Source organism: Leifsonia sp. (genome assembly GCF_051955155.1).
GTDB lineage: Bacteria > Actinomycetota > Actinomycetes > Actinomycetales > Microbacteriaceae > Leifsonia.
The window spans coordinates 1-25,800 of record NZ_JBQCGZ010000018.1 but is presented as its reverse complement, the minus strand read 5'-3'; the positions used below and the strand labels follow the sequence as shown (position 1 = coordinate 25,800).

General features: G+C 71.9%; 35 protein-coding genes. 21 read left to right on the top strand and 14 right to left on the bottom strand.

Annotated elements, in window-relative coordinates; translation table 11 throughout:
- Positions 1 to 32: 32 nt before the first annotated feature.
- Genes ACTHMF_RS01945 through ACTHMF_RS01930 form a run of 4 tightly spaced genes read right to left on the bottom strand, consistent with a single transcriptional unit; the run spans position 33 to position 3,273 of the window.
- Positions 33 to 956 (bottom strand): LysR family transcriptional regulator, encoded by a 924-nt coding sequence (locus tag ACTHMF_RS01945; RefSeq protein ID WP_440316080.1) that lies wholly within the window; start codon positions 954 to 956, stop codon positions 33 to 35.
- A gap of 21 nt (positions 957 to 977) precedes the next feature.
- Positions 978 to 1,814: a TspO/MBR family protein gene (locus ACTHMF_RS01940; protein ID WP_440316079.1), complete on the bottom strand. Its 837-nt coding sequence runs from the start codon at positions 1,812 to 1,814 to the stop codon at positions 978 to 980.
- Positions 1,815 to 1,861: 47 nt separating this feature from the next.
- Positions 1,862 to 2,635 (bottom strand): putative protein N(5)-glutamine methyltransferase, encoded by a 774-nt coding sequence (locus tag ACTHMF_RS01935; RefSeq protein WP_440316078.1) that lies wholly within the window; start codon positions 2,633 to 2,635, stop codon positions 1,862 to 1,864.
- A 26-nt stretch (positions 2,636 to 2,661) separates the two neighbouring features.
- Positions 2,662 to 3,273 carry a flavodoxin family protein gene (locus ACTHMF_RS01930; RefSeq protein WP_314149885.1) on the bottom strand — a complete coding sequence of 204 codons (612 nt, stop codon included), beginning with the start codon at positions 3,271 to 3,273 and terminating at the stop codon, positions 2,662 to 2,664.
- An 87-nt stretch (positions 3,274 to 3,360) separates the two neighbouring features.
- Between ACTHMF_RS01930 and ACTHMF_RS01925 the strand changes: the two genes are divergently transcribed.
- The 6 genes from ACTHMF_RS01925 (at position 3,361) to ACTHMF_RS01900 (ending at position 7,595) form a co-directional block, all read left to right on the top strand.
- Complete coding sequence (locus ACTHMF_RS01925) at positions 3,361 to 3,699, top strand: hypothetical protein (protein ID WP_314149886.1); 339 nt, start codon at positions 3,361 to 3,363, stop codon at positions 3,697 to 3,699.
- A gap of 91 nt (positions 3,700 to 3,790) precedes the next feature.
- Positions 3,791 to 4,066: a hypothetical protein gene (locus tag ACTHMF_RS01920; RefSeq protein WP_314149887.1), complete on the top strand. Its 276-nt coding sequence runs from the start codon at positions 3,791 to 3,793 to the stop codon at positions 4,064 to 4,066.
- A gap of 9 nt (positions 4,067 to 4,075) precedes the next feature.
- Positions 4,076 to 5,566: an FAD-dependent oxidoreductase gene (locus ACTHMF_RS01915; protein ID WP_440316077.1), complete on the top strand. Its 1,491-nt coding sequence runs from the start codon at positions 4,076 to 4,078 to the stop codon at positions 5,564 to 5,566.
- 46 nt (positions 5,567 to 5,612) lie between these two features.
- On the top strand, positions 5,613 to 6,326 hold the full coding sequence (locus ACTHMF_RS01910; protein ID WP_440316076.1) for a hypothetical protein: 714 nt from the start codon (positions 5,613 to 5,615) through the stop codon (positions 6,324 to 6,326).
- A gap of 131 nt (positions 6,327 to 6,457) precedes the next feature.
- Positions 6,458 to 6,724: a DUF7218 family protein gene (locus ACTHMF_RS01905; protein ID WP_314149709.1), complete on the top strand. Its 267-nt coding sequence runs from the start codon at positions 6,458 to 6,460 to the stop codon at positions 6,722 to 6,724.
- 22 nt (positions 6,725 to 6,746) lie between these two features.
- A complete protein-coding gene (locus tag ACTHMF_RS01900; protein ID WP_440316075.1) occupies positions 6,747 to 7,595 on the top strand; it encodes a hypothetical protein in 849 nt (282 codons plus the stop codon).
- 9 nt (positions 7,596 to 7,604) lie between these two features.
- Here ACTHMF_RS01900 and ACTHMF_RS01895 read toward each other — a convergent pair whose 3' ends face one another.
- Together ACTHMF_RS01895 and ACTHMF_RS01890 are read right to left on the bottom strand one after the other, a co-directional pair.
- Entirely contained in the window at positions 7,605 to 7,922 is a 318-nt protein-coding gene (locus ACTHMF_RS01895) for a DUF7882 family protein (protein WP_314149711.1), read from the bottom strand.
- A gap of 158 nt (positions 7,923 to 8,080) precedes the next feature.
- A complete protein-coding gene (locus ACTHMF_RS01890) occupies positions 8,081 to 8,917 on the bottom strand; it encodes an alpha/beta fold hydrolase (RefSeq protein ID WP_440316074.1) in 837 nt (278 codons plus the stop codon).
- A 106-nt stretch (positions 8,918 to 9,023) separates the two neighbouring features.
- Between ACTHMF_RS01890 and ACTHMF_RS01885 the strand changes: the two genes are divergently transcribed.
- Positions 9,024 to 9,584 carry a TetR/AcrR family transcriptional regulator gene (locus ACTHMF_RS01885; RefSeq protein ID WP_440316073.1) on the top strand — a complete coding sequence of 187 codons (561 nt, stop codon included), beginning with the start codon at positions 9,024 to 9,026 and terminating at the stop codon, positions 9,582 to 9,584.
- 50 nt (positions 9,585 to 9,634) lie between these two features.
- Here the strand turns inward: ACTHMF_RS01885 and ACTHMF_RS01880 are convergent, their stop codons facing one another.
- From ACTHMF_RS01880 to ACTHMF_RS01870, 3 genes are all read right to left on the bottom strand, one after another.
- Positions 9,635 to 10,939, bottom strand: a complete 1,305-nt coding sequence (locus ACTHMF_RS01880; protein ID WP_440316072.1) for a sodium:proton exchanger — start codon at positions 10,937 to 10,939, stop codon at positions 9,635 to 9,637.
- 354 nt (positions 10,940 to 11,293) lie between these two features.
- Complete coding sequence (locus tag ACTHMF_RS01875; protein ID WP_314148726.1) at positions 11,294 to 11,638, bottom strand: hypothetical protein; 345 nt, start codon at positions 11,636 to 11,638, stop codon at positions 11,294 to 11,296.
- Positions 11,639 to 11,726: 88 nt separating this feature from the next.
- Entirely contained in the window at positions 11,727 to 12,485 is a 759-nt protein-coding gene (locus ACTHMF_RS01870; RefSeq protein ID WP_440316071.1) for an alpha/beta fold hydrolase, read from the bottom strand.
- 79 nt (positions 12,486 to 12,564) lie between these two features.
- Between ACTHMF_RS01870 and ACTHMF_RS01865 the strand changes: the two genes are divergently transcribed.
- From ACTHMF_RS01865 to ACTHMF_RS01820, 10 genes are all read left to right on the top strand, one after another.
- Positions 12,565 to 12,951 carry a PadR family transcriptional regulator gene (locus ACTHMF_RS01865; RefSeq protein ID WP_314148728.1) on the top strand — a complete coding sequence of 129 codons (387 nt, stop codon included), beginning with the start codon at positions 12,565 to 12,567 and terminating at the stop codon, positions 12,949 to 12,951.
- On the top strand, positions 12,948 to 13,928 hold the full coding sequence (locus ACTHMF_RS01860; RefSeq protein WP_440316070.1) for a permease prefix domain 1-containing protein: 981 nt from the start codon (positions 12,948 to 12,950) through the stop codon (positions 13,926 to 13,928). The genes ACTHMF_RS01865 and ACTHMF_RS01860 overlap by 4 nt, the downstream gene beginning before the upstream one ends.
- Entirely contained in the window at positions 13,921 to 14,955 is a 1,035-nt protein-coding gene (locus ACTHMF_RS01855; protein ID WP_440316069.1) for an ABC transporter ATP-binding protein, read from the top strand. Before ACTHMF_RS01860 ends, ACTHMF_RS01855 begins: the two co-directional genes overlap by 8 nt.
- Positions 14,952 to 15,767, top strand: a complete 816-nt coding sequence (locus ACTHMF_RS01850) for an ABC transporter permease (protein ID WP_440316068.1) — start codon at positions 14,952 to 14,954, stop codon at positions 15,765 to 15,767. Before ACTHMF_RS01855 ends, ACTHMF_RS01850 begins: the two co-directional genes overlap by 4 nt.
- Before the next feature lie 153 nt (positions 15,768 to 15,920).
- Positions 15,921 to 16,919, top strand: coding sequence for a Gfo/Idh/MocA family protein (locus tag ACTHMF_RS01845; RefSeq protein WP_440316067.1), 999 nt, complete (start codon positions 15,921 to 15,923; stop codon positions 16,917 to 16,919).
- Positions 16,920 to 16,975: 56 nt separating this feature from the next.
- The gene (locus ACTHMF_RS01840; protein WP_440316066.1) at positions 16,976 to 17,998 is read left to right on the top strand and encodes a Gfo/Idh/MocA family protein; all 1,023 of its coding nucleotides are present in this window, start codon (positions 16,976 to 16,978) and stop codon (positions 17,996 to 17,998) included.
- A gap of 83 nt (positions 17,999 to 18,081) precedes the next feature.
- A complete protein-coding gene (locus tag ACTHMF_RS01835; protein WP_440316065.1) occupies positions 18,082 to 18,603 on the top strand; it encodes a GNAT family N-acetyltransferase in 522 nt (173 codons plus the stop codon).
- A 56-nt stretch (positions 18,604 to 18,659) separates the two neighbouring features.
- Positions 18,660 to 18,908 (top strand): hypothetical protein, encoded by a 249-nt coding sequence (locus ACTHMF_RS01830; RefSeq protein WP_314148737.1) that lies wholly within the window; start codon positions 18,660 to 18,662, stop codon positions 18,906 to 18,908.
- Between the two features lie 31 nt (positions 18,909 to 18,939).
- Positions 18,940 to 19,638, top strand: coding sequence for a hypothetical protein (locus ACTHMF_RS01825; RefSeq protein WP_440316064.1), 699 nt, complete (start codon positions 18,940 to 18,942; stop codon positions 19,636 to 19,638).
- A gap of 54 nt (positions 19,639 to 19,692) precedes the next feature.
- Positions 19,693 to 20,343 (top strand): HAD family hydrolase, encoded by a 651-nt coding sequence (locus ACTHMF_RS01820; RefSeq protein ID WP_440316063.1) that lies wholly within the window; start codon positions 19,693 to 19,695, stop codon positions 20,341 to 20,343.
- 5 nt (positions 20,344 to 20,348) lie between these two features.
- Here the strand turns inward: ACTHMF_RS01820 and ACTHMF_RS01815 are convergent, their stop codons facing one another.
- Entirely contained in the window at positions 20,349 to 20,720 is a 372-nt protein-coding gene (locus tag ACTHMF_RS01815) for a cupin domain-containing protein (RefSeq protein WP_440316062.1), read from the bottom strand.
- 90 nt (positions 20,721 to 20,810) lie between these two features.
- On the opposite strand from ACTHMF_RS01815, the gene ACTHMF_RS01810 reads away from it, so the two are divergent.
- Positions 20,811 to 21,110, top strand: a complete 300-nt coding sequence (locus ACTHMF_RS01810; protein WP_440316061.1) for a hypothetical protein — start codon at positions 20,811 to 20,813, stop codon at positions 21,108 to 21,110.
- Positions 21,111 to 21,130: 20 nt separating this feature from the next.
- Complete coding sequence (locus ACTHMF_RS01805) at positions 21,131 to 21,322, top strand: hypothetical protein (protein ID WP_440316060.1); 192 nt, start codon at positions 21,131 to 21,133, stop codon at positions 21,320 to 21,322.
- A 69-nt stretch (positions 21,323 to 21,391) separates the two neighbouring features.
- Here the strand turns inward: ACTHMF_RS01805 and ACTHMF_RS01800 are convergent, their stop codons facing one another.
- From ACTHMF_RS01800 to ACTHMF_RS01785, 4 genes are all read right to left on the bottom strand, one after another.
- The gene (locus ACTHMF_RS01800) at positions 21,392 to 21,745 is read right to left on the bottom strand and encodes a hypothetical protein (protein ID WP_440316059.1); all 354 of its coding nucleotides are present in this window, start codon (positions 21,743 to 21,745) and stop codon (positions 21,392 to 21,394) included.
- Positions 21,746 to 21,760: 15 nt separating this feature from the next.
- Complete coding sequence (locus ACTHMF_RS01795) at positions 21,761 to 21,973, bottom strand: hypothetical protein (RefSeq protein ID WP_440316058.1); 213 nt, start codon at positions 21,971 to 21,973, stop codon at positions 21,761 to 21,763.
- A 131-nt stretch (positions 21,974 to 22,104) separates the two neighbouring features.
- Positions 22,105 to 22,521, bottom strand: a complete 417-nt coding sequence (locus tag ACTHMF_RS01790; protein ID WP_440316057.1) for a DUF6098 family protein — start codon at positions 22,519 to 22,521, stop codon at positions 22,105 to 22,107.
- A gap of 171 nt (positions 22,522 to 22,692) precedes the next feature.
- Positions 22,693 to 23,727, bottom strand: coding sequence for a LacI family DNA-binding transcriptional regulator (locus ACTHMF_RS01785; RefSeq protein ID WP_440316056.1), 1,035 nt, complete (start codon positions 23,725 to 23,727; stop codon positions 22,693 to 22,695).
- 271 nt (positions 23,728 to 23,998) lie between these two features.
- Between ACTHMF_RS01785 and ACTHMF_RS01780 the strand changes: the two genes are divergently transcribed.
- Together ACTHMF_RS01780 and ACTHMF_RS01775 are read left to right on the top strand one after the other, a co-directional pair.
- On the top strand, positions 23,999 to 24,982 hold the full coding sequence (locus tag ACTHMF_RS01780; RefSeq protein WP_440316055.1) for a carbohydrate ABC transporter permease: 984 nt from the start codon (positions 23,999 to 24,001) through the stop codon (positions 24,980 to 24,982).
- On the top strand, positions 24,982 to 25,800 hold an 819-nt coding region (locus ACTHMF_RS01775), incomplete at its 3' end, for a carbohydrate ABC transporter permease (RefSeq protein WP_440316054.1). The genes ACTHMF_RS01780 and ACTHMF_RS01775, both read left to right, overlap by 1 nt.

Below are 25,800 nucleotides of genomic sequence, written 5' to 3'. Positions count from 1 at the left end.
GTGGCTAAATGTCCAACATTTGGTGAGCTGGCTCAGTCGACGCTGCGCGCGACCCGGAGCAGGGCGCGGAGCACGGACGGCAGCTCCCCGTCGGGCCTCCGCACGGCGCGGAGCTCGCGGACGATGCGCAGGTCCGTGACCGGCACGCGCGCCAGGCGACCGGCGTCGACGTCGTCGCGCACCGCGAGGATGCTGAGCACCGCGGGAGCGAGCCCGGAGGCGACGGCGGTGCGGATGCCCGACGAGGTGGGCAGCTCGGCGGCCGGCAGCGCGGGCTCGAACCCGGCGTCCCGGAGCGCGCGCTCGGCGGCGAGCCGGGTGCCCGACCCGCTCTCCCTGGCGACCAGCGGTGTCGCGGCGAGTTCGGCCGCCGTGACCCCGCGGCGGCGCGCCCACGGATGACGCGGCGCGACGACGACGATCAGCTCGTCCCACGCGATCCGGCTGGTGCGCAGCCCCGGGGTCGGGCCCGGTGTCTCCACGAAGCCGAGGGGATGCACGCCGTCGGCGACCAGCCGCAGCACCGCCGCGCTGTTCACGGCCTCGACCGCCACCCGGGCGTCCGGCGTCGTCGACCGCAGCCGGGTCAGCCAGCGCGGCAGCAGGTACTCGGACACGGTGAGACTCGCGGCGACGGAGGCCGCCTCCGGAGCGCGGTCGCGCAGCGCCTCCGCCCCGTCCGCGAGCCGCCGCGCCGCCGCGACGACGTCCGCCGCCCAGCCGGCGACGACCTCGCCGCCCGCGGTGAGCCGGGAGCCGGACGGCGAACGCTCGAGCAGGACGACGCCGAGCGACTGCTCCAGCCGGCGCATCCGCGCGGACACGGCCTGCTGCGTGACGCCGAGCTGCGCGCCTGCGGCGGAGAGCGAGCCGCGCTCGGCCACCGCGCACAGCATCTCGAGCGCGACGAGGTCAGCGCCGGGCAGACGCGATCCAAGCGGAGGTTGTGACGTCACCCGCCGAGGATACCCGCGGTCTCAGCGCCGGCGCGCGCCGCTCCCGCCTCGGCTCACCCGCACCGCGACGGCGACGAGCACGATCAGCGCTCCGGCGGCGATCCCCGTGACCGCCACCGTCGGGCTCTGCAGCGTCCCGGTCAGGCGGGAGACGCCGATCCAGATCAGGCCCCACGCCGACGCGAGAGCGGGCGCGAGCCGCCCGCGGTCCCAGACGGCCAGAGCGCAGCCGACGATCCCGGCGACCGCGACCACGGCCATCCCCCACACATGCTGGCTGATGCCGAGCCCCGTGAACCCGGCGGCGACCAGCGCCGCCGCGATGTTGGCCACGGTGGCCACCATCACCCAGCCGAGGTAGAGGCCGACCGTGCCGTCGAGCAGGACGGCATCGGCCGTCGTCCCGGCCGGCTCGCGCTGCAACCGCACGAAGGTGACGATGAGGACGACGAGCAGCGCGGCGATCACAGCGACGCTCAGCGCCAGCAGCCCCGCCTGCACCGAGAGGATCCACGCGGCGTTCAGCAGCAGCGAGGCGAGCACCCAGTAGCCGATCGCCCGCTGCCGGGGCCGGGCGGCCTGCGACGGCAGCGCCTGCCAGATCGCGTAGGCGACGAGCCCGAGATAGATCACCGACCAGATCGCGAAGGCCGGACCGGCCGGGGCGACCAGCGTCGCGTCCGGACCGAGGGCACCGCCGGCGACCTTCGGGATGGGCGTGCCGCCGATGAACCCGGAACCCACCACCGCGCCGATCAGCGCGACGACGGTCCCCGCGATCACGGCGGTCTGGCGCACGCGGTCGGTCGCCGTCGGGTGGCTAACGCCCAGCGGGAGACGTCGGGTCAGCGTGCTCATGCCGTGCACGGTAGACCCGAATCCGGCTCAGGATAAGTGACGTGATCTCAGCAACGGCGCTCGGCCACGACGATGGTGGCCCCGCGCTCGTCGTCGGACTCGATGTGCGCGCTCAGCCCGGCCGCCGAGAAGAGGGCCGCGCTCACGGGTGCCTGCTCGTCCCCCGCCTCGATGAGCAGGGTTCCTCCCGGCGCGAGCCACGCGCCCGCCGCTGCCGCGACCCTGCGATGGATGTCCAGCCCGTCCTCGCCGCCGTCGAGCGCGACAGCGGGCTCGTGCAGCCGCGCTTCTGGCGGCATCATCGCGATCGCGTCCGTCGGAACGTACGGCGCGTTGACGGCGATCACCCCGAACCGCCCGCGCAGCTCCGGCGGCAGCGGATCGAAGAGGTCTCCCTCGAAGACGCGCGCGCCGGGCAGGTTCCGCCGGGCGCAGCGCACGGCCGTCGGTTCGACGTCGGCGGCGTAGACCTCCGCGCCGGGCACGCGGTCCGCCACGACCGCGCCGATCGCGCCGGCGCCGCAGCACAGGTCGAGCACCGGCATCCCGGGCGCGGCGAGCGCCGCCGCCCGCTCGGCGAGCAGCGCGGTCCGCTGCCGCGGCACGAACACACCGGGCTCGACGTGGATGCGCAGCCCGCAGAACTCCGCGAAGCCGAGCAGCGGCTCCAGCGGCTCCCCCGCCACGCGGCGCGCGACGAGCGCCTTCAGCTCGTCCGGGCTCGCTGCGGCGTCGCTGAGCAGCCGGGCCTCGTCCTCCGCGAAGACACAGCCGGCGGCGCGCAGCCGCGCCACGATCCACTCGTCCGGTTCTGCGCTCACCCGGCCATGCTAGGGACGATGCGGAGTCAATAGGGGGACGTGCGCAGCTGACGCGCGAGGTGCGCGGCGTTGGCGGCCGCGATCGCCGTGGAGCTGGCGACCGACTCCGGCGTCTCGTCGAGGTCCTTGTAGTCGACGGTCTGCATCGCCTCGCCGTTCCAGTACGTCGCCCCCTGCGCGGGGATGCTGAAGCCCACGTCGTTGAGGCTCTGGAAGACGTCCGCGATGATCGCGTGCGCGCCGTCCTCGTTGCCGACGACGCCGACGAGCGCGACCCGCCCGGTCACCACGGGACGGCCCTGGTCGTCCGTCTCGGACAGCTCGGCGTCGAGGCGCTCCAGCGCGCGCTGCGCGATGGAGGAGTGGTGCCCCATCCAGGTCGGCGTCACGAACACCAGGATGTCGGAGGCGATCACCTGCTCGCGGATGCGCGGCCACGCGTCGCCGTCGCCCTCGTCGAGCTCGACGCCCGGCTTGATGTCGAAGTCCGCCAGGCGCACCGCCGTGCCCGTCACGTCGTGCTTCGCGAGCTCGTCCAGCAGCTGCTTCGCCAGGAGCTGACTGCTCGACTCCGCCGGCGAGGGTTTGAGCGAGCAGACGAGGGCCAGCGCGGTCAGCGGACGGTTCCGATCGGTCATGGCGCGAACTCAACACGCCGGATCGCCAGGATGCAACCCCCGGGCGAAACCTTGAAAAGAGCCCGTTCTGCTCGTACAGATGTATCCATGAAGCGCATCCACTACGCGAGCGGAGCAGTGCTCACCGGCGACGCGATCGCCGAGGCACTGGTCCAATACGCGGCTGCGCTGGCGGCCAACAACGCGGCCGCCGAAGTCCACGCGCCCGTCAGACTCGAGACGGGGGAGGATGGCGAGGCCGTCATGTTGCTCGGGCCCGCCAGCCAGATCCTCGCCGAGCAGGAGCCGGGCAGCCAGACCGAGCTGACCGACACCGAGTTCGTCAGCGAATTGGAAGAGCGGATCGCGGCCCTGGGCCCGATGAAAGCGGGATTCGTCCGCAACGGGACCGAGGAGCTGGACGATCTCGACGCCGATCTGCTCTGAACGACTCACAGGGTCTTCGATACATCAGTGCACTGGCGGATCGAGCGATGCCGCGTACTATCGGGCACAGTAACGAAGACCGGGAGAGGACATGCAGGTGTTCCACGTTTACATCGACGAGCTGAGGTTCACGTTCGTCGACCGCGCCCCGGTCGAAGAACTGAAGCACAAGGTCATCGAGGCCAGCAGGAACGACGGCGACTTCGTCGCCATCACTCACTCGAGCCGGCCGCCGAGTGAGATCTTCGTGACCAGCCAGACGAAGGTCCGCATCGAGACCGCGACCATTCCACGCGAACCGTCCAACGTCGGCGTCTCCGAGGAGGACGACGACGCCTTCTGGTTCGACTTCGACTCGCTGGCCTAACCCGGCCTCGTGTCCTCGCTCTGGCTCGACACGTCGCCGGCAATCCCGGCCGACCCGTTCGAGCCGGATGGGGAGTACGACGTCGCGGTCGTCGGCGCCGGCCTCACCGGGCTGACGACCGCGCTGCTGCTGGCCCGCGCCGGCATGCGGGTCTGCGTGCTCGAGGCGCGGAGCGTCGGGGCCGTCACGACCGGCAACACCACGGGCAAGGTGAGCCTGCTGCAGGGCACCGTGCTCTCGGAGGTGCGCCGGTACTCCTCCGACCGCGTCCTGTCGGCGTACGTCGACGCGAACGCGGCCGGACGCGGCTGGCTGCTCGACTTCCTGGACACCACGGGCGTCTCCTACGACGTGCGAGGCGCCGTCACCTATGCCACCACCGAGGACGGCGCCCGCCGGCTTGACGCGGAGGAGGACGCCGCGCGCAGCGCCGGCCTCCCCGTGCATCGCGGCGGGCGTTCCGAGCTGCCGTTCCCGGTGGCCGACGTGCTCAGCCTGCCCGGTCAGGCGCAGGTGCACCCGATGCTCGTCCTCGCCGCGCTCGCCACGGAGCTGCGCTCGCACGGCGGCCGCATCGTCGAGGGCGAGCGGGTCACCGGAGTGAGCGCCGCGCACCCGGTGGTGCTCACCAGCACCTCGGGCCGGACGCGCGCGGACGCCGTGATCCTGGCGAGCGGGACTCCCATCCTGGACCGGGGCCTCTATTTCGCGAAGCTGGAGCCGGAGCGCTCCTACATCGCGGCGTTCCGGGTGCCGGGGCCGATCCCGCGCGACATGCACCTGTCGGCGGACACGCCGACCCGGTCGCTGCGCACCGCGAGCGACGCCGAGGGCGAGCTGCTGCTGGTGGGCGGCAACGGCCATCCCGCCGGCCGGGCGCCGTCGCCCGCCGAGTGCGTCGCCGACCTCACCACCTGGACGGAGGAGTGGTTCCCCGGCGCCGAGCGGGTCGGCTGGTGGGCGGCGCAGGACTACCGCTCGGTCAACCGGGTGCCGTTCGTCGGCTGGCTGCCGCGCGGCCGCGGGCGCGTCTATCTCGCGACGGGCTACGGCAAGTGGGGGATGACGAACGCCGTCGCTGCCGCGCTCAGCCTCGCCGCCGATCTGACGGGCGGGGAGCCGGAGTGGGCGCGCGTGCTGCACCACCGCGTCACCAAGCCGATCGACCTGGCGGACGGCGTGCGCGCGAACGCCGCCGTCGGCGCCGCGGCGGTGCGCGAGTGGGCGGCGGCGGAGACCGGACCCGAGCTCGGCGCCGACGCGCCCGGCGAGGGGGACGGCGTCGTCGGCCGGCGCGGACGCGCTCCGGTCGCCGTGTCGACCGTCGACGGGACGACCTGTGCGCTGAGCGCAGTCTGCACCCACCTCGGCGGGGTGGTCCGCTGGAACGACGCGGAGCTGTCCTGGGACTGCCCGCTGCACGGATCCCGGTTCGCTCCGGACGGCTCCGTGCTCGAGGGACCGGCCACGGAACCGCTGGGCCACGCACCGGACGCCTGAGCGGCGGTGCTTCACGCTCGAACGGTTGTGCAGTAGGGTCGGCGGCATGAGTAATCCTGAGGACGAGAACAAGCCCCAGCAGCCCGCCGAGGGGGGCGCTGCCGCCGGTGGTGTGCCGCCGGTCCCGCCCGCGGCACCCGTTCCGCCGGCCGAGCCGGCCGCCGACGCGCCCGTTCCCCCCTCCGCAGCGCCCGAGTCCCCGGCAGCGCCGGCCGGCTCCTTCCCGCCCGCGCCGCCTGCTCCGCCCGCTCCCGGCGCGTTCCCCGCATACGGCTCCGCGCCCGCGGCCCCTGTCGCTGCGCCCACCGCGGTCCCGAACACGGTGAACATCGCCTTCTGGCTGTACATCGCCAGCGCGGTCCTGAGCGTGGTCTCCGGCATCGTCACCGTCGTGTCCGCCGGCGCCGGCCGCCAGTCCGCACTCGACCAGCTGCAGCGCAACGGCACCGACCTCAACGGTCAGAACGCCCAGCAGGTGGTGGACGCGATCATCGGGTTCGCCGTCACCTGGTCGATCATCACGCTGATCTTCTGGGCGATCGTGTTCGTGCTGTTCGCGTTCTTCCTGCGCCGCGGCGCCAACTGGGCGCGCATCGTGCTCACCGTGCTGACCGCTCTGTCGCTGCTGAACATCATCCCCGGCTTCCCGTTCGGCCTGCTCCAGGTGCTCGCGTCGATCGTCGCGCTGGTGCTGATCTGGCTGCGGCCGTCGTCCGAGTGGTTCGCCGCGATCAAGGCGTCCAAGGCCCCGCGCGCCTAGCGCACCGGGCACCTCCCGCCCTCACCGAGAGGCCCGCGACCTGTGCGTCGCGGGCCTCTCGGCGTTTCCGCCGCACCGGTGGCGTCTCGCCGAAGGCGGCGTACCGTTCGCAGGGAACGGAAGGAGACACGATGCCGGGACGAAGCGAACCACAGCTGAAGGACCAGGAGCTGTACGAGAAGCTGCGCGACGAGGGCAACTCCAAGGAGAAGTCGGCGCGCATCTCCAACGCCGCCGCCGCGCGCGGCCGGAAGTCCGTCGGTCGCAAGGGCGGAGAGTCCGGGTCGTACGACGACTGGACGGTGCCCGAGCTGAAGAAGCGCGCGAAGGAGCTCGGCCTCAGCGGCTACTCCTCGAAGAGGAAGTCCGAGCTCGTGAAGGAGCTGCGGAACCACTGAGCCCGCCGCGTACACTCGCGGCATGGAGCTCAGCGAGGTGGCAGCAGGCCTGTACGCCGCCGACCCGGCCGACTTCGTCGCCGAGCGGTCGGCGGCTGCGGCCGCGGCGGACGACCGCGAGCTCGCCAAGCGCATCCGCGCGCTGCGCAAGCCGTCCGCCGCGGCGGCGGCCGTCAACACGCTGGTGCGGACGCGTCCCGAGCTGGTGGACGCGGTGCTCGCGGTCGGCGACCGGCTGCGCGACGCCTTCGCCGAGCGGGACAGGGACGCGATCCGCGACCTGACCCGGGAGCGGCAGCGGCTGCTGCACGAGGCGACGGGCGCGCTGGAGGCGAGCCCGGCGGTGCTGCGCGAGGTCGAGGAGACGCTGCAAGCGGCGGTGATCGACGCGTCCGCCGCGGCCGCGGTGCGCAGCGGGATGCTGGTGCGCGCGCTGGAGTCGACCGGCGTGGACACGGTGGACGCGGACGAGGCGGTCGCCGTGCCCGGCGTCGTGCTGCTGGCGGAGGGCACGGCCGAGCGCGCCCATCCCGCGCGCCCGGCGAAGCGGGACGAGCCGGAACCGGAGCCGGAGCCGCGCGAGTCCGCGGCCGAGCGTCGCGAGCGTCAGCGGCGGCTCCGCGCCGCACAGAAGGCGCTCGAGCGGGCGCGCGCGGAGGCGGACGCCCTCGACGACGAGCTGGACGAGGAGGTCGACCGCCGCGGCGACCTGGAGGCGGAGCGCGACACCCTGGAGCGGCGCCTGCGGAGGACCGTGGACGAGCTCACCGAGTCGCGAGCGGCGGAGCGGGAGCTTCGCGGGCGGATCGCCGACGCGCAGCGCGCGGTGCGGGCGGCGGAGAAGGAGCTGCAGTCCGCCGAGAGCGAGTGAGCGGACCGGTCAGCCGGGCAGGTGGCCGCCGATCTCATCCTCGGCCATGACGACCATGCCGCCCGTGCGCTGCGAGGTGTGCATCAGAGCCTCGAGCCACTGCGGGTTGATCGCCGGCGGGCGGCTGCCGTTGAACTGGAACGCCAGCGGCACCTCGCGGCTGATCCAGAGCGAAACGCGTCCCGACCCCTGCTCGACCGGGACGTCCCAGTTGAGCAGGAAGCTCTCGTGGCGGCGGAGCTTGGCGACGATCGCGAGCTTGACATGGCTCAGCACGCGGTCGTCCAGGTCGTATTCCTGACCTGCGCCGTAGACGAGTTTTCCCATGCATACATAGTGCCCTAACGGAGGCACTCGCTGTTGGCATTGTCAGGGGGATTGACACTGCGACGGTTCCACCATAAGCCTCGGCTCCGCGCCGGGCCCGAGACGCGAGGAGGGACGGGCCGTGACCGGTCCCGTCCCTCCTGCAGCTCAGCGGAGCGTCACTCGGCGAGGAACTCGAGCAGCGTCGCGGTCACCTCGTCGGCGTGCGTCCAGAGCAGGCCGTGCGGCGCGCCCTCGATCTCGACGTACTTCGCCGAGGGGAGCAGCTGTGCGAACGGACGGCCGGTCGCATCGATCGGCAGGATGTTGTCCGCGGTGCCGTGCACGATCAGGGTCGGGACGTCGATCTTCGGGATGTCCTGGCGGAAGTCGGTGTACCAGGTGTGCGGAGCGGCGGCCGCGGCGAACCAGCCGCTGCCGGCGGCGATGTTCCAGCTGTTGCGGACGGCCTCCTCGCTGATGCGGGTGCCGAGGTTCTCGTCGAGGTTGTAGAAGTCCTTGTAGAACTGCGTGAAGTACGCGTAGCGGTCGGCCTTCACGGCCTCGACGATGCCCTGGAAGAACTCGACGGGAGCCGCACCGTCCGGGTTGTCGTCGGTCTTGAGCAGGAACGGCTCGAGCGAGGCGAGGAACGCCGCCTTGGCGATGCGGTCCGAGCCGTAGTGGCCGAGGTAGCGGCCGACCTCGCCGGTGCCCATCGAGAAGCCGACGAGCACGGCGTCCCGTACGTCGAGCGTCTCGAGCACGGTGTGCAGGTCGGCGGCGAACGTGTCGTAGTCGTAGCCGGTGGTCACCTGGCTGGAGCGGCCGAACCCGCGGCGGTCATAGGTGATGACGCGGTAACCGGCGTCGAGGAGCGCAGCGGCCTGCTTCTCCCAGCTGTGGCCGTCCAGCGGGTAGCCGTGGATGAGCACGACCGGCTGGCCGCTTCCGTGGTCCTCGTAGAAGAGCTCGATGGGGGTGCTGTTCTCGGTTCCGACGGTGATGTATGCCATCGATCCGTTCCTTTCGTCTGGGTCCGGCTCGGCGAGAACGATCGTTCTCACCTCGTGCTGCCACCTTAGCGAGAACTATCGTTCTCGGTCAAGGTATATTCGGAGAATGATCGATGACGACATCAGGAATCGGGTCGTGGACGCGGCCGACGCGCTCTACTACGCACGCGGTTTCCACGCGGTCGGGATGGATGCAGTGCGCGACGCGGCGGGCGTGTCCCTGCGGAGGCTCTACGCGGCCTTCCCCTCGAAGGACGACCTGGTGCTCGCGGTGCTCGAGAAGCGGCACCGGATGTGGACGGACGGCGTGAGCGCGCGCGTCGCCTCCGCCGCCGGCCCCGAGGCGAAGCTCCTGGCGATCTACGACTACCTGGCCGACTGGTTCGTGGAGGACACCTTCCGCGGCTGCGGCTTCATCAACGCGTTCGGCGAGCTCGGCGCCGCCGATCCGCGCGTCGCGGAGGTGGCCAGGGCGCACAAGGAGTCGTTCCAGCGCTTCGTGGCCGAGCTCGCCGCCGAGGCGGGAGCGAACCCGGCGCTCGCCCCGCAGCTGGCCATCCTCGCCGAGGGCGCTCAGACCACCGCGGCGATCGCGGGCACGCCGGACGCGGCCGCCGACGCCCGCGCCGCCGCCCACGTTCTCATCTCCGCCGCCCTCCCCCACTGACCCGCGCCCCACCGCCAGCCCCCGGTCCGCCGAGCACAGGGAAAACGTCGCTATTCCGGCCGATTCGCGACGCTTTTCCTGTGCTCGCGAGCCTGGTGGGCGAGGCGCGGGAGGCGGGCGAGGAGAAGCACGAGGGCGAGGGCGGCGTAGGAGGCGGAGACGAGCCAGCGGGCCTCGGTGGAGGGGAAGACGAACGTCGCGGCGAACAACGCGAACAGCACGGTCGCCCAGCGCCAGTCGAAGCGCAGGCTGAGCAGCATCGCGACGCCGAGCAGCGTCTGGGCGGCGGTGAGCACGAACTCCTCGGTCTGGCGTCCGTCCAGCGGGAGCGCCCAGCCCCCGCCGCCGACCGCGTGCGCGATCGGCAGGGTGCCGACCAGCGCCGTCCACTGGTTCACCTTGCTGGCCAGCAGGATGCCGAGGCCGGTCGCGGCACGCCCGCGGACCACGAAGAGCACGGCGATCACGAACTCCGGCGCCTCCGACGCCAGCGGCGCCAGCCACTGCACGAGCAGGAAGTCGTCGATCCCGAGCACCCGTCCGCCCGAGACCAGGCTGTGCGCGAACGGCTCGGCGAGCAGCAGGATGACCACCGCCGACAGCACGAAGATCGCGACCACCACGGTGCGGCGCGCCGCCACCGGCAGCCGGCCGAGGTCCCGGGCGACGCCGACCAGCTCGGGCTCCTCGCTCTCGGTGCGCGCGACCCGCACCAGGTACCAGACGAACAGCGCGAGCAGCACAACCCCGAGCAGCACGTGGATCCGGCCCGTGAGCGCGATGACCAGGGTGAGGGCGGAGGCGATCGCCAGGAGTCCCAGCTCCACCCGGTTGTCACGCGGCAGCGCGATCGCGAACGGCCGGGTCACCACGTCCGGGTCGGTGGGACGCCGCCGTGCGCGACGCCCCCGGAAGACGAGGAAGGCGACGAGCAGCAGGAACGGCCAGCCGAACCCGAGCAGCAGCCGGTTGGATCCCGTCATGTTCGCCGCCGCGTACGGCGCCTGGGAGGGATCGGACCCGGCGGAGAAGGCGAAGTAGAGGTCGATGGCGTACTCGGGCAGGATCGCGATGATCGCGAGCAGCCCGACCGCGAGACCGCCCGAGATGTCGAGCTCCGCGGCCTCGCCCGCCCACGCGAGCGCGAACGCCGCGGCGACGATCGCCAGGCCGAAGCACAGGATGCCCACCGCCGGGGCGAGGTCGACGCCGCTCAGCCGCCAGGCGACGCCCTGCGCGGCGATCGCCGCGACGATGCCGAGCGGCAGCAGGAGGCGCAGCCAGGGGCTGCGGCGTCCGCGGCCGGACGCGGCGGGGGTGGGGCGGCTGCGGGGCGCGGCGGCGCGGTCGGTCATCGTGCGGTCCTCTCGGTGGCACGGCGACCGGGCGCGAGGGAAGGCCGGCCGCCGTGAACGGGCGGCCGAAGGTCTCGCTCGCCCGCGCAGAACCGCGGGTGGCACGCCGGGCCGGGCGTCGTGGCCGGCCAGTGTGTCGACGTGCCGCTGTGCAGGCACGTCACCCCGGCGCTTCGGGCGCCCGGGATGGAAGACGTGCCGCGGTGGGAGCTACTCCCCTTCGACCCCTCCACCCTGACAGAGAACGCGACTGCGACCCCCGCCGCGCGAGCGGATTGCCAGCGTTTCGCGCCGCCTAACTCCGCGCGAAGCCCGCCCGCATCCCCGCGTCAGGCTCGCCGTCGAGGACCGGGATCAGGCCGGGACGCGGGTGCGCGTGGCCTGCAGCCAGACGGACTGCAGCGCCTCCACCTCGTCCGGCGTCAGCTCGGCGCGGTAGGCCTCCGCGAGTCCCGCCCAGCGCACCGCGGACTGCGCCACCTGGCGCATCCCGACGTAGCCGACAGCACGCGCCGACTCCAGGAACGCGGCGTCGATCGCGGCCACCCGGTCGTGCTCCGCGTCCAGCCGCGACACCTTCACGCGCGCCGCCTTCTCCAGCGTGCGACGCCCGCCGCGCTGCGCGGCGAGCTGTAGCTCGACGATCCGGGCGATGTCGTCGGCGGTCAACGTCGAGACCCGGCGCAGGAACGCTCGCATGGCATCCTCCTTCTTCCAGCTGCACAGAGCGAATCTGAGACATTATCGGCCTTTCGTGAGAAAGTCCTCAGAAACGCCGGAACGGGACCTAGCCGTTCAGGAAGCGGAGCAGGTAGGGCGCGAGCGCGCGCACGGGCTCCGTGTCCCCACCGGCGGCGAGCAGCTCGCCGAGGTAGTCGCCGTGGCTGCCGGGAACGATCAGCAGCCGCGCGTCCGGAAGCAGCGCGGCCAGCTCGACGAAATGCTGCACGCGGATCACGTCGCGGTCGGCGCCGACGACGAGCGTCGGCGCGGCGATCCCGGCGACCAGCTCGTCGGGGAAGTCCTCGAAGCCGAGCATGAGCTGCTGGTCGAGCTCGAACATGCGGCGGGCGTGCTCCGGGTCGTGGCTCACCGCGAGGTCGGCCTCGATGAAGACGGCCGGCATGTCCTCGAAGCGGCCGGCGGCGAGGCCCTCCCAGAACCCGTCGACCATGCCGTCCCGACGGAACGGCGTGGAGGCGAGCACGAGGCGCCGGACCCGCTCGGGGTGCCGCGCGGCCAGCTGCAGCGCCACCTGGCCGCCGTTGCTGAAGCCGAGCACGTCGACGGCGGGAAGGGCGAGCTCGGCGAGCACCGCATCCACGTCGTCCGCCGATGCGACGAACGACGGCTCGCGGTCGCCCGCGGGCGTGCGTCCGTGGCCCTGCAGCTCCACCGCGAGCACGGAACGCGACGGCACGAGCAGCGGGATCAGGGCGCCCCAGTTCGACGGGATGGTCGAGCCGCCGCCGTGGATGAGGAGCAGCGGCGGGTGGGGCGAGTCCTCGTCGCCGTGCCATTCGCGGTGCAGCCGGATGCGCGTCACGGACCCGAAGCTACACCGCGGGCCGCTCTCCAGAAAGAGTGTTGACAGCACGAGTACTTGATCTGTTACAGTACTCGACATGGCAGTGAACTCGAACGACGGCACGGCCGGCGACCAGGCCTCCAACGCCTTCGCCGCGGACCTGCTGCGCGGACACACCGACACGATCGTGCTCGGCGTGCTGCGGTCCGGCGACAGCTACGGCTACGAGATCCACAAGGCGATCCGGGATGCCGCGGGCGGCCAGTACGAGATCAAGGAGGCGACGCTCTACGCGAGCTTCCGCCGCCTCACCAAGGACGGGCTCATCGAGCCGTACTGGGGGGACGAGACGCAGGGCGGCCGGCGCAAGTACTACCGGATCACCGACGCGGGCCGCGCGGTGTTCCGCCGCAACGTCGAGGACTGGATCGCCACCCAGCAGATCATCAACACGCTTCTGAACCTGAAGGGGGGTCGCGCATGAGCGACCAGCACAACGCGGAGCTCGACGCGCGCCTCGACGAGGCGTTCCGGAGCCTGCCGGACACCGAGGACCTGCGCGACCTGCGCGACGAGCTGCGGGCGGGCCTCGCCGCCCGCGTCGCCGAGCTCGAGGCCGAGGGCTCCGGCCCCGCCGCCGCGATCGCCACGGCGTTCGCCGAGCTGGGCGACGTGCGCGAGATCGCGGTGGAGGTCGTCGGACCGGCGGCGCTGCGCGGCAGCGACGCCTCCGCCGAGCCTTCCCGCACAGCGCAGGGAGCGCGGGCCGCCGAGCTCAGCGCGCGGCACCGCGTGCGCCCGAAGCCCGCGTTCGTGGTGCGGACCGTCCTGCTCGGGATCGTCGCCGCCGCGGGCGCCGCGCTGACGGTGCTGACCGTCCTCGGCGTGCTGGCGACTCCGCTCTGGCTCACGATCCTGATCGCCGTCCTCCTCGTGGCCGTCCCGCTCGGGGTGATCGCCGGGGACGCCGTGCACCAGGAGACGACGGCGCACTACCCGGTGCCCGCCGGCCGGGCCGCCGGCTACGGAGCCTCCACGTTCCTCGGCTTCGCCGCGCTCGGGCTCGGCGCCGCCTCCCTCACCGACCTGTCCCAGATCTGGCTGGTCATCGTCGGGGCCCCACTGCTGCTCGCGGCGATCGGCTGGCTGAGCTACCTCGCCGCGACGCAGACGAACCGCACCAAGCCGTGGCTGCGCGACCTCCAGTCGCACTACCAGGGCGCCGACCGGTTCAGCCAGGACGAAGCCGCCGCCGCGCGCTTCGGCATCTACACGGTGGTGATCGTCGTGGTCGCCATCGCCGCCTTCATCGTGCTCAGCTTCACGGTCGGGTTCGCCTGGTCGTGGCTGGCGCTGGTCGCCGGGTTCGTCGTGTTCTTCGTCGTCCTGGCGCGCATGCTGTTCCCCTCCGGATCCAGCGAATCGAACGACACCCACACGAACGGAGCGAACCGTGACTGACCTCGCCTCCCTCCCGCCCGCCGTCGACGTCTCCGGGCTCACGAAGACCTACCGCGGCCCGCACCGGGCCCCGGTCCACGCCCTGCGCGGCCTCACCTTCCACGTCCCGGCCGGAATCGTCTTCGGGATGCTCGGCCCCAACGGCGCCGGCAAGTCCACCACCACCAAGATCCTCACCACGCTGAGCCGGCCGAGCGGCGGCAGCGCGCGCATCGACGGGATCGACGTCGTCGCGAAGCCGGCCGAGGTGCGGCGGCACATCGGCTACGTCTCGCAGGGCGCGAGCACCGACCCGCTGCTGACCGGCGCCGAGAACCTGACGCTCGCCGGCCGGCTGCGCGGGATGAACGCCCTCGACGCGCGCCGCCGCGCCTCCGCCCTGCTCGCCGAGTTCGGCCTCGGCGACGCCGCCGACCGCCCCGTCGGCCGGTTCTCCGGCGGGATGCGGCGACGGCTCGACGTCGCCGCCGCCCTGGTGCACGCTCCGCGCGTGCTGTTCCTCGACGAGCCGACGACCGGGCTGGACCCGGAGGCGCGCGCCGCGATGTGGTCGGAGATCCGCCGGCTGTCGGCGGAGCGCGCGATCACGGTCATCCTCACCACGCACTACCTGGAGGAGGCCGACCGCCTGGCCGACGACATCATGATCATCGACGACGGCACCCGCGTCGTCGGCGGCAGCCCGGACGCACTCAAGGCGTCGCTGAACGGCGACACCCTGCGGGTCGCGCTCGTCGAGCCGGACGTGGAGCGCGTGCGCCGCGCCGTCGCGGCCGTGCCCGGCCTCCGCGACGTCGTCGTGGAGGCGGACGGCCCGAGCGGCCAGCTCGTCGCCCGCACCGACGACGCCTCCGCCGCGGTCGCTCCCGCGATCGCCGCCCTCGACGCCGCCGGGGTCCCGTTCGGGGCGGTCTCCGCCGCCCGGCCGAGCCTCGACGACGTCTACCTGCACTACGCCGGCCGGTCCTTCGAGCGCGCGGACGCGTCCCCGGCCCCGGCCGCCTCAGCGAACGGAGAAGCAGCATGACCACCACGACCGCCGCCGTCGCACTCGGCGCCCCCGCCCGCGCGGGCTGGTTCACCCAGGCCGCCCAGATCACCGGACGCTGGCTCACCAACACCCGCAGACAGGTCTGGGGCGCCGCGTTCTCCCTCGTCCAGCCCGTCGTCTGGATCCTGCTGTTCGGCCAGGTGTTCTCGTCGCTGTCGAAGCTGCCCGGCTTCGGCGATGCCGGCTACGTGACCTTCCTGGTGCCGGGCGTGCTGATGATGACCGTGCTCTACAGCGGGGCCTGGGCGGGCACCGGCTACATCGACGACATGAAGTCCGGGGTAATGGATCAGCTGCTCACGGCGCCGATCGCCCGCACCGCCATCGTCACCGGCCAGCTCGTCCAGCAGCTCGTGATCTGCCTCGCGCAGTCCATCGTGGTGCTCGGCATCGGCTGGCTGGGCGGCGCGTCCTATCCCGGAGGCGTCGGCGGCATGGCGGTCGCGCTGGGGGTCGCGTTGCTGCTCGGCATGATCTTCTGCTCGCTCTCGACCGCGGCCGCCCTCACCGCCAGGAACCAGGTGGCGCTGATCGGCATCTCGCAGATCGTGGTGCTTCCGGTCACGTTCCTGTCGTCCACGATGATGCCCACCTCGCTGCAGCCGGAGTGGGTGCAGACGGTCTCCACGTACAACCCGATGACGTGGGCGGTGGATCTGGCCCGCGACGCGCTCGCCGGCACCGGCGACCCGTCCTGGGGCTGGCACGTCGGCGGCCTGGTCGTGCTGGCGGCCCTCGCCTTCGTCTGGTCGGTGCGCGCGCTGCGCGGCTACCAGCGCTCGCTCTGAGCCTGGGCCACTTCGCGCCGCACGGGACTCTGGAGTCGCCGACCTCCCGACTTCTGCTGCCAATCGCGCAAAAGACCTGCGCCGCCCGGTGAGAAGTGGTTAGGCTGGAGACGTTCGCGCGCAACGTATCCAGGCAAGGAGGCCTTCACAGGCATGTCCCATCCACTCGCTGTCGCCGCGCTCGGTTTCTGGCATGTGCACGCGGGCGACTACGCGCGCGCGGCCCAGAACCATCCCGACACCACCCTCGTCGCCGTCTGGGACGACGACCACGAACGCGGCCGCGAGGCCGCGGAGCAGTTCGGCGTCGAGTTCGTCGCCGACCTCGACGAACTGCTCGCCCGCCCCGGCCTCGACGCCGTGACCATCACGACCGCCACCGACCAGCACCGGGACGTGATGCTGCGGGCGATCGGCGCCGGCAAGCACGTCTTCACCGAGAAGGTGCTGGCGCCGACCGTCGCTGAGGCGGAGGAGATCGTGGCGGCGGCGGACGCAGCAGGCGTCGCGCTCGTCGTCTCGCTGCCGCGCCTCTACGACGCCTATACCGTCGCCATCGAGCGCCTCCTGGACGGGGGGACGATCGGCGAGCTCACCTACAGCCGGGTGCGGCTCGCGCACGACGGCTGGGTCGCCGGCTGGCTGCCCGACCGCTTCGGCGATCCGAAGGCGGCGATCGGCGGCGCGCTGACCGACCTCGGCTGCCACCCCGCCTACCTCACCCGGCTCTTCCACCGCGCCGAGCCGCTCGCCGTCACCGCCGTCTACGGCAGCGTGACCGGACGCGAGGTGGAGGACAACGCCGTCGTGACGGCCGCGTTCCCGGGAGGGGCGATCGGCGTGTTCGAGGCCAGCGTCGTGCAGGGTCCCGGCGACTTCTCCATCGAGCTGCGCGGCACGACGGGCTCCGCGACGTTCGGCGCCGGCGGCACCGGCCTGCTCGTGGACACGGGCGACGGCTGGCGGGAGGTCCCGCTCCCGGACGCCGAGCCGGGCGCGTTCGCGCAGTGGGTGCAGCACATCCACGACGGCTCCCGGGCGGACGCCAACCTCGACCACGCCGTGGCACTCACGCGCAGCGTCGTCGCCGCCAACGAGGCGGCCGCCACCGGCCGCGCCGTGACGCTGGACGCCGTTCCCGCGTCGCTCTGAGCGCCTTCCCCTTCTTCTCTTCTTCGCGTTCGCACGCAGACCTTTGGAGTACCACCATGACCACCCAGAAGACCGTCCGCATCGGCCTCATCGGCGCCGGCGGCATCGCCGGAGCCCACGTCGAGGGCTACCTGCGGAACCCCGAGACCATCACGTTCGCGGCCGTCGCCGACCCCGTGCGGGAGGCCGCGGAGCGCCGCGCCGCCGACACGGGCGCCGCGATCTACGCGGACTACACCGTGATGCTGGCGGAGGCGGACATCGACGCCGTCGACATCTGCCTGCCGCACCACCTGCACAAGGACGCCATCGTCGCCGCCGCGCGCGCCGGCAAGCACATCCTGTGCGAGAAGCCGCTCTGCCTCACACCGGAGGAGGCCGCCGAGGTCGCCGCGGCCGTGGAGGAGGCGGGCGTCACCCTGATGTGCGCCCACAACCAGCTGTTCCTCCCGGCCGTCGCCAAGGCCAAGGAGCTCATCGAGTCCGGCGCGATCGGCCGCGTGTACGAGGTGCGCACGACCGACTCGTTCTACAACGACTTCGACCCGTCGAACATGGGCTGGCGCGCCCACGCCTCCACCTCGGGCGGCGGCGAGCTGATCGACACCGGCTACCACCCCACCTACCTGCTGCTGCACCTGGCGGGCGGGGCGCCGGTGGATGTGACCGCGATGCTCGCGACGCACCGCCTCTCGTTCATGGAGGGCGAGGACTCGGCGACCGTGCTCGTGCGCTTCGACAACGGCGTGATCGGCACCGTCGTGACCAGCTGGGCCTACCAGCCGGCCGACGGCACCGAGAAGTTCTCCGCAGTGGGCGAGCTCGGCAGCCTGACCAGCGACGGGACGACGCTCAGCTACCGCAGGCGCGGCGACGAGCAGCCGACGGTGCTCGAGCTGGAGCCGGTGCACCAGTTCGGCGAGGAGCTCGGCCACTTCGCGCGCAGCATCCTCGACGGGACGCGCCCGCTGCACACGCACACCGAGGGCATCGAGGTGCTCGGCATCATCCTGGGCGCGTACGAGTCGGCGCGCACCCGCACCATCGCGACCATCCCCGCCCTCACCAGCACCCGCTGACCGCGCCCGAGTACGCAGAACCTCGGCCCGAAACCGCCGAGTACGCAGATTCTCTGCGTACTCGGCGGTTGTAGGGTCGGGGCGTGGATGGGTTTCCGGGGCTGGTGGAGGTGCCGGGGCGTCCGGGTCTGGTGCTGCGGCGGCTGGAGGAGGACGACTGGCCGATCGAGCTCGCGCTCGCCCGCACCGCCGACGTGCCGACGTGGACGATGTACCCGGCCGACCTGGACGAGGACGGCGCCCGGCTGCGCGCGACGCGCAACGTGCGCGCCGCCGACGCCGGCCACGGCATCCGTTACGTCGTCGAGCAGGACGACGAAGCGCTCGGCACCGCGGGCTTCGGCCGCTCGGCCGAGGGCTTCGAGCTGTTCTACGCGCTGTTGCCCGAGGGCCGCGGGCGCGGGCTGATCACCGCCGCGGTGGAGGCGATGGCCGCCTGGCTGCGCGCTCAGGGCGAGCCGCTGGTGCGGCTCAGCACCCTCGACGGCAACGCCGCGAGCGAGGCCGTCGCCGAGCGCGCCGGCTTCCGGCGCGAGCGCACCGGGACGCACGTCGACGGTCGCCCGCTGACCGTGTGGCTGCTGCCTCTCGGCGCACACGAGTGATCCTGAGTAATCCTCACTCCCCTACCTAAATTGCATGTAAAGAGTTACAGTTCGGTATGAGCACTCCACAGACGGGGCGCCAGACCGGCGGGCCGGAACATCCACGACACGACGATTTCGTCGCGGTCCCCTACCTGAGGCAGGGACAGCTCATCTCGCTCATCCGCTGGTCGCAGCTGAACGGGGAGTGGAAGTACACCACGATGCTGGCCGAGTACCTGCATCGCGACGAGGACAGCTGGTATCTGGTGATCAACGGCCATCGCGCCAAGCTCAGCCGCAGCGAGTGGGCCATCTTCAACTGAGCGCCGCCGCCGCGGGCGTACTGTCTGGGATGTGAACGGACAGGACGAACGACGGGCGCGCGACGTCTCGCCCGAGCACCGCTGGCCCGCCATGATCGGCACGCTCGTCGCCCTCGCCGCCTACGCGCTGCTGCCGAGCGTCATCCCAGCGATAGCGCGCTACAGCGTCGTTGGCGTCTGCGTGCTGATGCTCGTGGCGCTCGTGGCGTACAACCCGCACCGGTTCACGCGCGAGTCGCGCTGGTCGCGACGGGCCGAGATCGCGGTCGCCGTGCTCATCCTGGTGGCCAACCAGATCGCGTTCGTGGAGACGGTGGTGCGCCTGCTCAACAAGCACGGCAACGGGTCAGAGATCCTCCTGGCCTCGCTGCAGGTGTGGGTCACGAACGCCATCGCGTTCGCCCTGGTGTTCTGGACGATGGACCGCGGCGGCCCGGTGGCGCGCGTCACGCTGGCACGCTCGAAGCTGCCGCTGGCCGACTTCCGGTTCCCGCAGGACGAGGACCATGACGCCGTGGACGAGGTGGCGCGCGGCTCGAGCAAGAGAATGGACTGGGTGCCGAACTACGTCGACTACTTCTACTTCTCGCTCGCCAACTCGATGGCGTTCAGCGCGACCGACACGATGCCGCTCACGCACCGGGCCAAGCTGCTGATGGCGCTGGAGGCGTTCGCGGGCTTCGTGCTGCTCGCCCTGGTGATCGCGCGCGCGGTGTCGCTGATCGGCTGAGCGCTGATCGGCTGAGCCTGGGCCGGAGCGACCGGCGGGTGTACTTCTGGGTGCATGACCGTCTCAGCCGTGCTCTTCGACGTCGATGGAACGCTCGTCGACTCCAACTACCTCCACGTCGACGCCTGGCAGCGGGCGTTCCGGGAGGTGGACTTCGACGCCGACGCCTGGCGCATCCACCGCGCGATCGGTCAGGACTCCGCGCGGCTGCTGCGCGATGTGGCCGGCGAGCGGGACGACGACTGGATGGAGCGGGCCAAGGACGCGCACGCCCGGCTGTACCGTGAGCAGGCCGGCCGGCTGCGCGCGTTCGCGTCCGCACCGGAGCTGCTGCGCGCGATCGCCGGCCGCGGCATCAACGTGGTGCTGGCGACGTCGGCCCCCGAGGACGAGCTGGCGATGCTGCGCGAGGCGATCGACGCCGACGACGCGGTGCACGCGGCGACCTCGGCGGACGACGTGGACTCCGCGAAGCCGGACCCCGGCATCCTCAACGTCGCGCTGGAGCGGGCGGGATCGCCGGCCGCCGACGCGCTGATGGTCGGCGACTCGGTGTGGGACATGGTCGCGGCGGGCCGGGCGGGCGTGCGCACTGTCGGGCTGCGCAGCGGCGGCGTCTCGGAGGGCGAGCTGCGGGAGGCGGGCGCGATCGAGGTGTTCGACGACCCCGCCGCTCTGCTCGCAGCGCTCGACCGCGTGCTCTGACGCGGTCAGCCCTCCGGCAGCCCCCGCAGCTCGCTGGTACGCTCGCCCGGGCGGTCGCCGGTGTTGACGGTGCCCTTCGGCTCGAACAGCACGGCGAGCACCTCCTCGGGCGCGCTCGGGCAGTGCTCGACGCCGCGCGGGACGACGAACACGTCGTGCGGGCCGAGTTGCACGTCCCCGTCCCGGAGCCGGATGGTGAGCCGGCCGGAGAGGACGAGGAAGAGCTCGTCGGTGTCCGGATGCGCGTGCCAGATGAAGTCGCCGTGCAGCCGGGCCACCTTCACGTCGTAGTCGTTGACGCTGGTGAGGCGGTGCGGCTGCCAGGCCTCCGGGACGAGGGCGAACGCGGCGTCGAGGTTGTGCACGTGAGCGGTCATGGGCCCAGCGTAGGCGCAGCCTCTTGCCAAGCGCGCCGGCTCGGGCGTTGGATGCAGTGCAGGACCGGTCACCGACGGAAGGGGTCAGGCATGTCCGCCAGCGAACTCGAGATGTCCAGCGTGCGGTATCCGTACCGGGAACGCATCTTCCACATCGAGAAGCGGGGCCCGGGCGACTGGGTGGTTCTCGACGAGTCCCACGCGGAGCTGGGACGACTGATCCGGGTCGCCGCCGAGGGCGAGGAGCACGAGCCCGTGTTCGGCGCCGTCCCGCCCGGCTACACCGAGACGCTGCACGAGGGATCCGACTGGCGCTTCCTGGTCGCCGCGCTGATCAACGAGGCGCTGGACGCCGAGCCGGCCGCGACGGGGAACCAGGGAGAAGCCTGACCTGACGTAGGATGCCGGGGATGAACGCGGCGCTGCGAACCACCCTCGGCTGGATCGCCGCCGTGCTGCTCAACGTCGGCGCGCTGCTGTTCGTGGTCGGCCTCATCGTGCCGCGGACGGGAGGGGCGCCGGTGCTCGTCGTCGGCATCGGCGCGCTGGTGGTCGGCGTGGTCGTGGGGGTCGGCTGGCTGGCGGGCGGGCGCGGGCGCTGACCGCATCCCGGACAGAAGACGACCCCGTCCCGGGATGACGTGGGACGGGGTCGCCGGTGCCGGACTGCATCAGTCCGGCGGCTCGGTGTTCTTCACGAGGTCGGGGTTCGACGGCTGCTGCGCCGGGTCGAAGTCGGCGGGCGGGGGCTCCGCGCTGTCCGAGCCGGAGTTGGCCGCCGTCGTGACGTCCTCCGCACCCTCCGGTGCGACGCCGGTGTCGTGCGGCGCGCTGGGCCGGTCGCCCTGCCGACCCTCCTGGGACCCCTGCTGCTCGCCCTGACCGGGCTCCTGCTCCGACGGCTCCGCCGCCTGGGCGTCGCGGTCGTCACCGGCGCCTCCCGCTCCGTCCTCGAAGCGCTCCGGCCGGTCCTCCGCCGGCACGCCCCGTCCGTCTGCGTTCGGCAGTCCGCTCGTGTCGCTCATGCCTGACTCCTTCCGTTACGGCTTGCCCTCTTCGCTGTACGCGGTGGCACTGTCGTCGTCGTCCTCGACCGGCCGGTCGGGGTCGAGTCCGGCGACGATGCCCTCCGCGAGCGAGGTGTGCTGCTCCTGCTCGACGGCACCGCCGTCATCGCCTTCGAGATCGCCCGCCAGCCCGTTGGTGGGGTCGTGGCCGGCGACCGGTTCGTCGTCACGTGTCGGATCGCTCATGGCGGCTACGAAACGCCGGGCCACGGCCATCCGCAAGGGGTTCAGCCCCGGCCTCCGCGCGCGTACGCTCACCCGAGTGCGTGCACTTCGCGGTATCCGGATCGGCGATCGCGTGAACGGGCTCGGGCGGCTCAGGCAGGCGTGAGCAAGGTCTGCTCGTCGCCGGGAACAGCACCGGAGCGCGCGCTCCAGACGCGGTGCGCCACGGCCAGGAGCGAGTCGGCGAGCCGGCCGACCACCTCGACGTCGGCGAGCAGCGGCTCGCCATAGGCGTCCCGTCCGACGATCCGGCCGCGCAGCAGCCAGGCGAACGATCCCGAACGCGGTGCGGGATCGCGGCTGAGCTGGCGGGCGATCCAGTCCACGGTGGGAAGCGTCCACCACGGCTCGGGATCCAGCGGGCGGGCGGCGTAGCCGGGAAGCTCGAGACCGGTCTCCCCGTCGATCCCGCCATCCTCGAGGTCCGCGGCGAATCCGCGCGAGAACCGGACGTGCAGGCCAGGGCCCTCCAGGATCAGGCGCTCGATGTCATCGAGCTGGTACAGCATTGGAACTCTCCTCTCGGCGGAATCGGCGCAGCGGCCGGCAGCTCGGATCCACTCCTGCGGTTCACGCTAGAGCGCAGCACTTCTCCGGCAAGGGCTTGACGTGTGCGGGGTGCGGTGCGCCGGGCGGGCCAGGGCCGCGACGGCCGGGCGGGGTGGAGGACGGGGACGCGGTCAGACCACGCGCGGGGCGGCCGTCGACCCACGGGGCCGCATCTGCGCCGCCAGCACGATGGTCTCCGCCGCAGCGCCCGGGTGCCGCACCCGCGCCAGCAGGCGATCCAGCGCGGCCTCACCCAAGGCGACGGCGTCCTGCGCAACGGCGGTGATCCCCGGGGTGACCATGCTCATCCACTCGGAGTCGTCGAGCGAGACGATGCTGATGTCCTCCGGGATGCGCAGCCCGAGATCGTTCGTCGCCCGCCAGACCCCCTCGGCGAGCGGGATGCTGGTGGCGACGATCGCCGTGGGGCGCTCGCGCCGGGCCAGGATGTCGATGGCGGCTTTCCGCGCGGCCTCGGCGTCCCATCCGGTCGCGATGACCAGCCCCGGGTCGGCGGGGATGCCGGACTCCTCGAGGGATGCGCGGTAGCCCGCGGCGCGTTCTCCGCCGGTCGTCCAGGCCCCGTCGTCGACGAACAGCGCGATCCTGCGATGACCGAGGTTGACGAGGTGATCGGTCATGCGACGCGCCACACCGGCGTTGTCGATCAGCACGGCGTCGCCCGCCGCCTCTGCGAGCGTGCGCTCCGCCTCCACCACCGGCACGCGCTGCCGGGTGAGATAGGCGGAGACCTCCCCCGAGAGCGGGGTGACGATCACGCCGGCGACCCGCGTGGCGACGAAGGCTCGCGCTGCCTCCGATTCCACCTCTGTGGAGCCCTGGTCGTCGACGAGCATCATCGTGTAGCCGGCGCGTCGCGCTCGTGCGGCGATGCCGGCGGCGAGGTCGGCATAGAACGCGTTGCGCAGATCTGAGACCAGCACGCCGATGGTGCGACTGTCCCTCGTTCGAAGGCTGCGCGCCATGGCGTGCGGAACGTAGCCGAGCGCCTCCGCCGCGCCGAGTACGCGGTCCCTGACGGCCGCCGCGACGTACCCCTCGCCGCTCAGCGCGCGCGAGGTGGTCGACGGGGAGACCCCGGCCGCCTGTGCGACGTCCCTGAGCGTGGCTCGCCGGGGGGCGCCGTCGGGGTCGTTCTCGGTCATGGCATCCCTCCCAGGAGCAGCGCCCGGCGTCTCCACCCTAATGCGCGCCGACCCGGCTACCGACGCGTTCTCCGCCACGGGCCCCCTGACGAGGGACGGCGGCGGGTGTACCGTCCACGGCACACGAAGAGCACGGGGTTCGACATGACCGTCAGCCCGATCGGTCGGGTCGGCGCGATGTGGTAACGATGCCACCTCGAGCATCCCCAGCGACCGAAAGGGTCACGATGACGATCACCGAACTCGACGGTGCGGCACGGGGAGGCCGGCGATGGCCATCCTGACCGGCGCATCCAGGTCCGGCACCGGCACGGGTGCGGACCACGGCGGCCGCGCGCGGTCGCCGAAGCGGCGCGCGTCGAAGTACAACAAGCGCGAGGCCATCGCGGGCTACCTCTTCATCAGCCCCTGGATCGTCGGCTTCCTCGTCTTCACCCTCGGCGCGATGCTGTACAGCCTCTACATCTCCTTCAGCAACTACAACCTCGCGACGAACAGCGCCTCCCCCGCCGGGTTCGACAACTACGCGCAGCTGTTCCAGGACCCGAAGGTCGCGCTCTCGCTCAGCAACACGCTTTTCTACGCGATCATGGCCGTGCCGCTGGAGATCGTCTTCGCGCTGCTGCTCGCCCTGCTGCTGAACTGGGTCGGCCGCGCCGCCGGCGCGTTCCGCACCCTCTACTACCTGCCGAAGATGACGCCGGCGGTGGCCACCGCGTCCATCTTCCTGCTGCTGCTGAACGGCAACACCGGGGCGATCAACCGGTTCCTCGCGATCTTCGGCATCCAGGGACCGCAGTGGCTGATCGACCCGAACTGGGTCAAGCCGTCCATCGTGCTGATGACGCTGTGGGGCGTCAGCGGCACGATGGTGATCTTCCTCGCGGCGCTCAAGAACGTCCCGCGGGACCTCTACGAGGTGGCCTCCCTCGATGGCGCCGGCCCGATCCGGCAGTTCTTCACCATCACGATCCCGATGATCTCCCCGGCGATCTTCTTCAACGTCGTCGTTCTCACCATCGCCGCACTGCAGGTGTTCGACCAGGCCTACCTGCTGTTCTGGCGCGACCAGACGAACGCCTCGCCGGACTCGTCGCTGTTCTACGGCGTCTACCTCTTCCAGCAGGCGTTCCGTCAGTTCAACTTCGGCTTCGCGGCGGCGATGGCCTGGCTGCTGTTCATGATCATCCTGCTGATCACGCTCGTGCAGGTGAAGGTCAGCAACCGTCTCGTCTACTACGAAGGAGACAAGTGATGTCCTCCGCGACCCAGTCCGCGCCGGCCGCGGCCGCGCTCGCCTCCGAGCTGGACGCCACCGGCGCCGGGACGACCGGCGACCGGGCGAAGGGCGACCGCTGGCACAAGCCCCGCTCGATCCTCGGCAAGACCATCCTGTGGATCGTGGCGATCGCGTTCGCGGTGCTCTTCCTGTACCCGTTCGCGTGGCTGCTCGCCGCGAGCCTCAAGCCGCGCGAGCAGGTCTTCGACAACTCGCTGTGGCCCAAGACGTTCCTGTTCTCCAACTACCTCGACGTCTGGAACCAGCTGCCGCTGCTGTCCTGGATCGGCAACAGCATCGTCATCGCCGTGCTGGCGGCCGGCTTCGTGTCGATCTCCAGCTCGATCGTCGCGTTCGGCTTCGCCTACTTCGCATTCCCCGGGCGCACCCTGCTGTTCGGGCTGGTGCTCGCCACGATGATGCTGCCGGGCGCGGTGACGATGGTGCCGCAGTACCTGATCTGGAAGAACCTCGGCCTGATCGGGACGTGGGTGCCGCTGTTCGGGATGAACCTGTTCGGCTCCGCGTTCTACATCTTCCTGCAGCGGCAGTTCTTCATGGGGCTGCCGCGCGAGCTGTTCGAGGCGGCCCGGCTCGACGGCGCGAGCTACTGGAAGCTGTTCACCCGGATCGCGATGCCGCTCAGCATCCCCTCGTTCATCATCATCTTCCTGTTCGAGTTCCAGGCCAGCTGGAACAACCTGCAGGCGGCCCTGATCTACCTGAACGCGGGAGGCGTCGAGGGCTTCACGGTTCCGCTCGGCATCTCGTACGCGATGACGACGTTCAGCCCG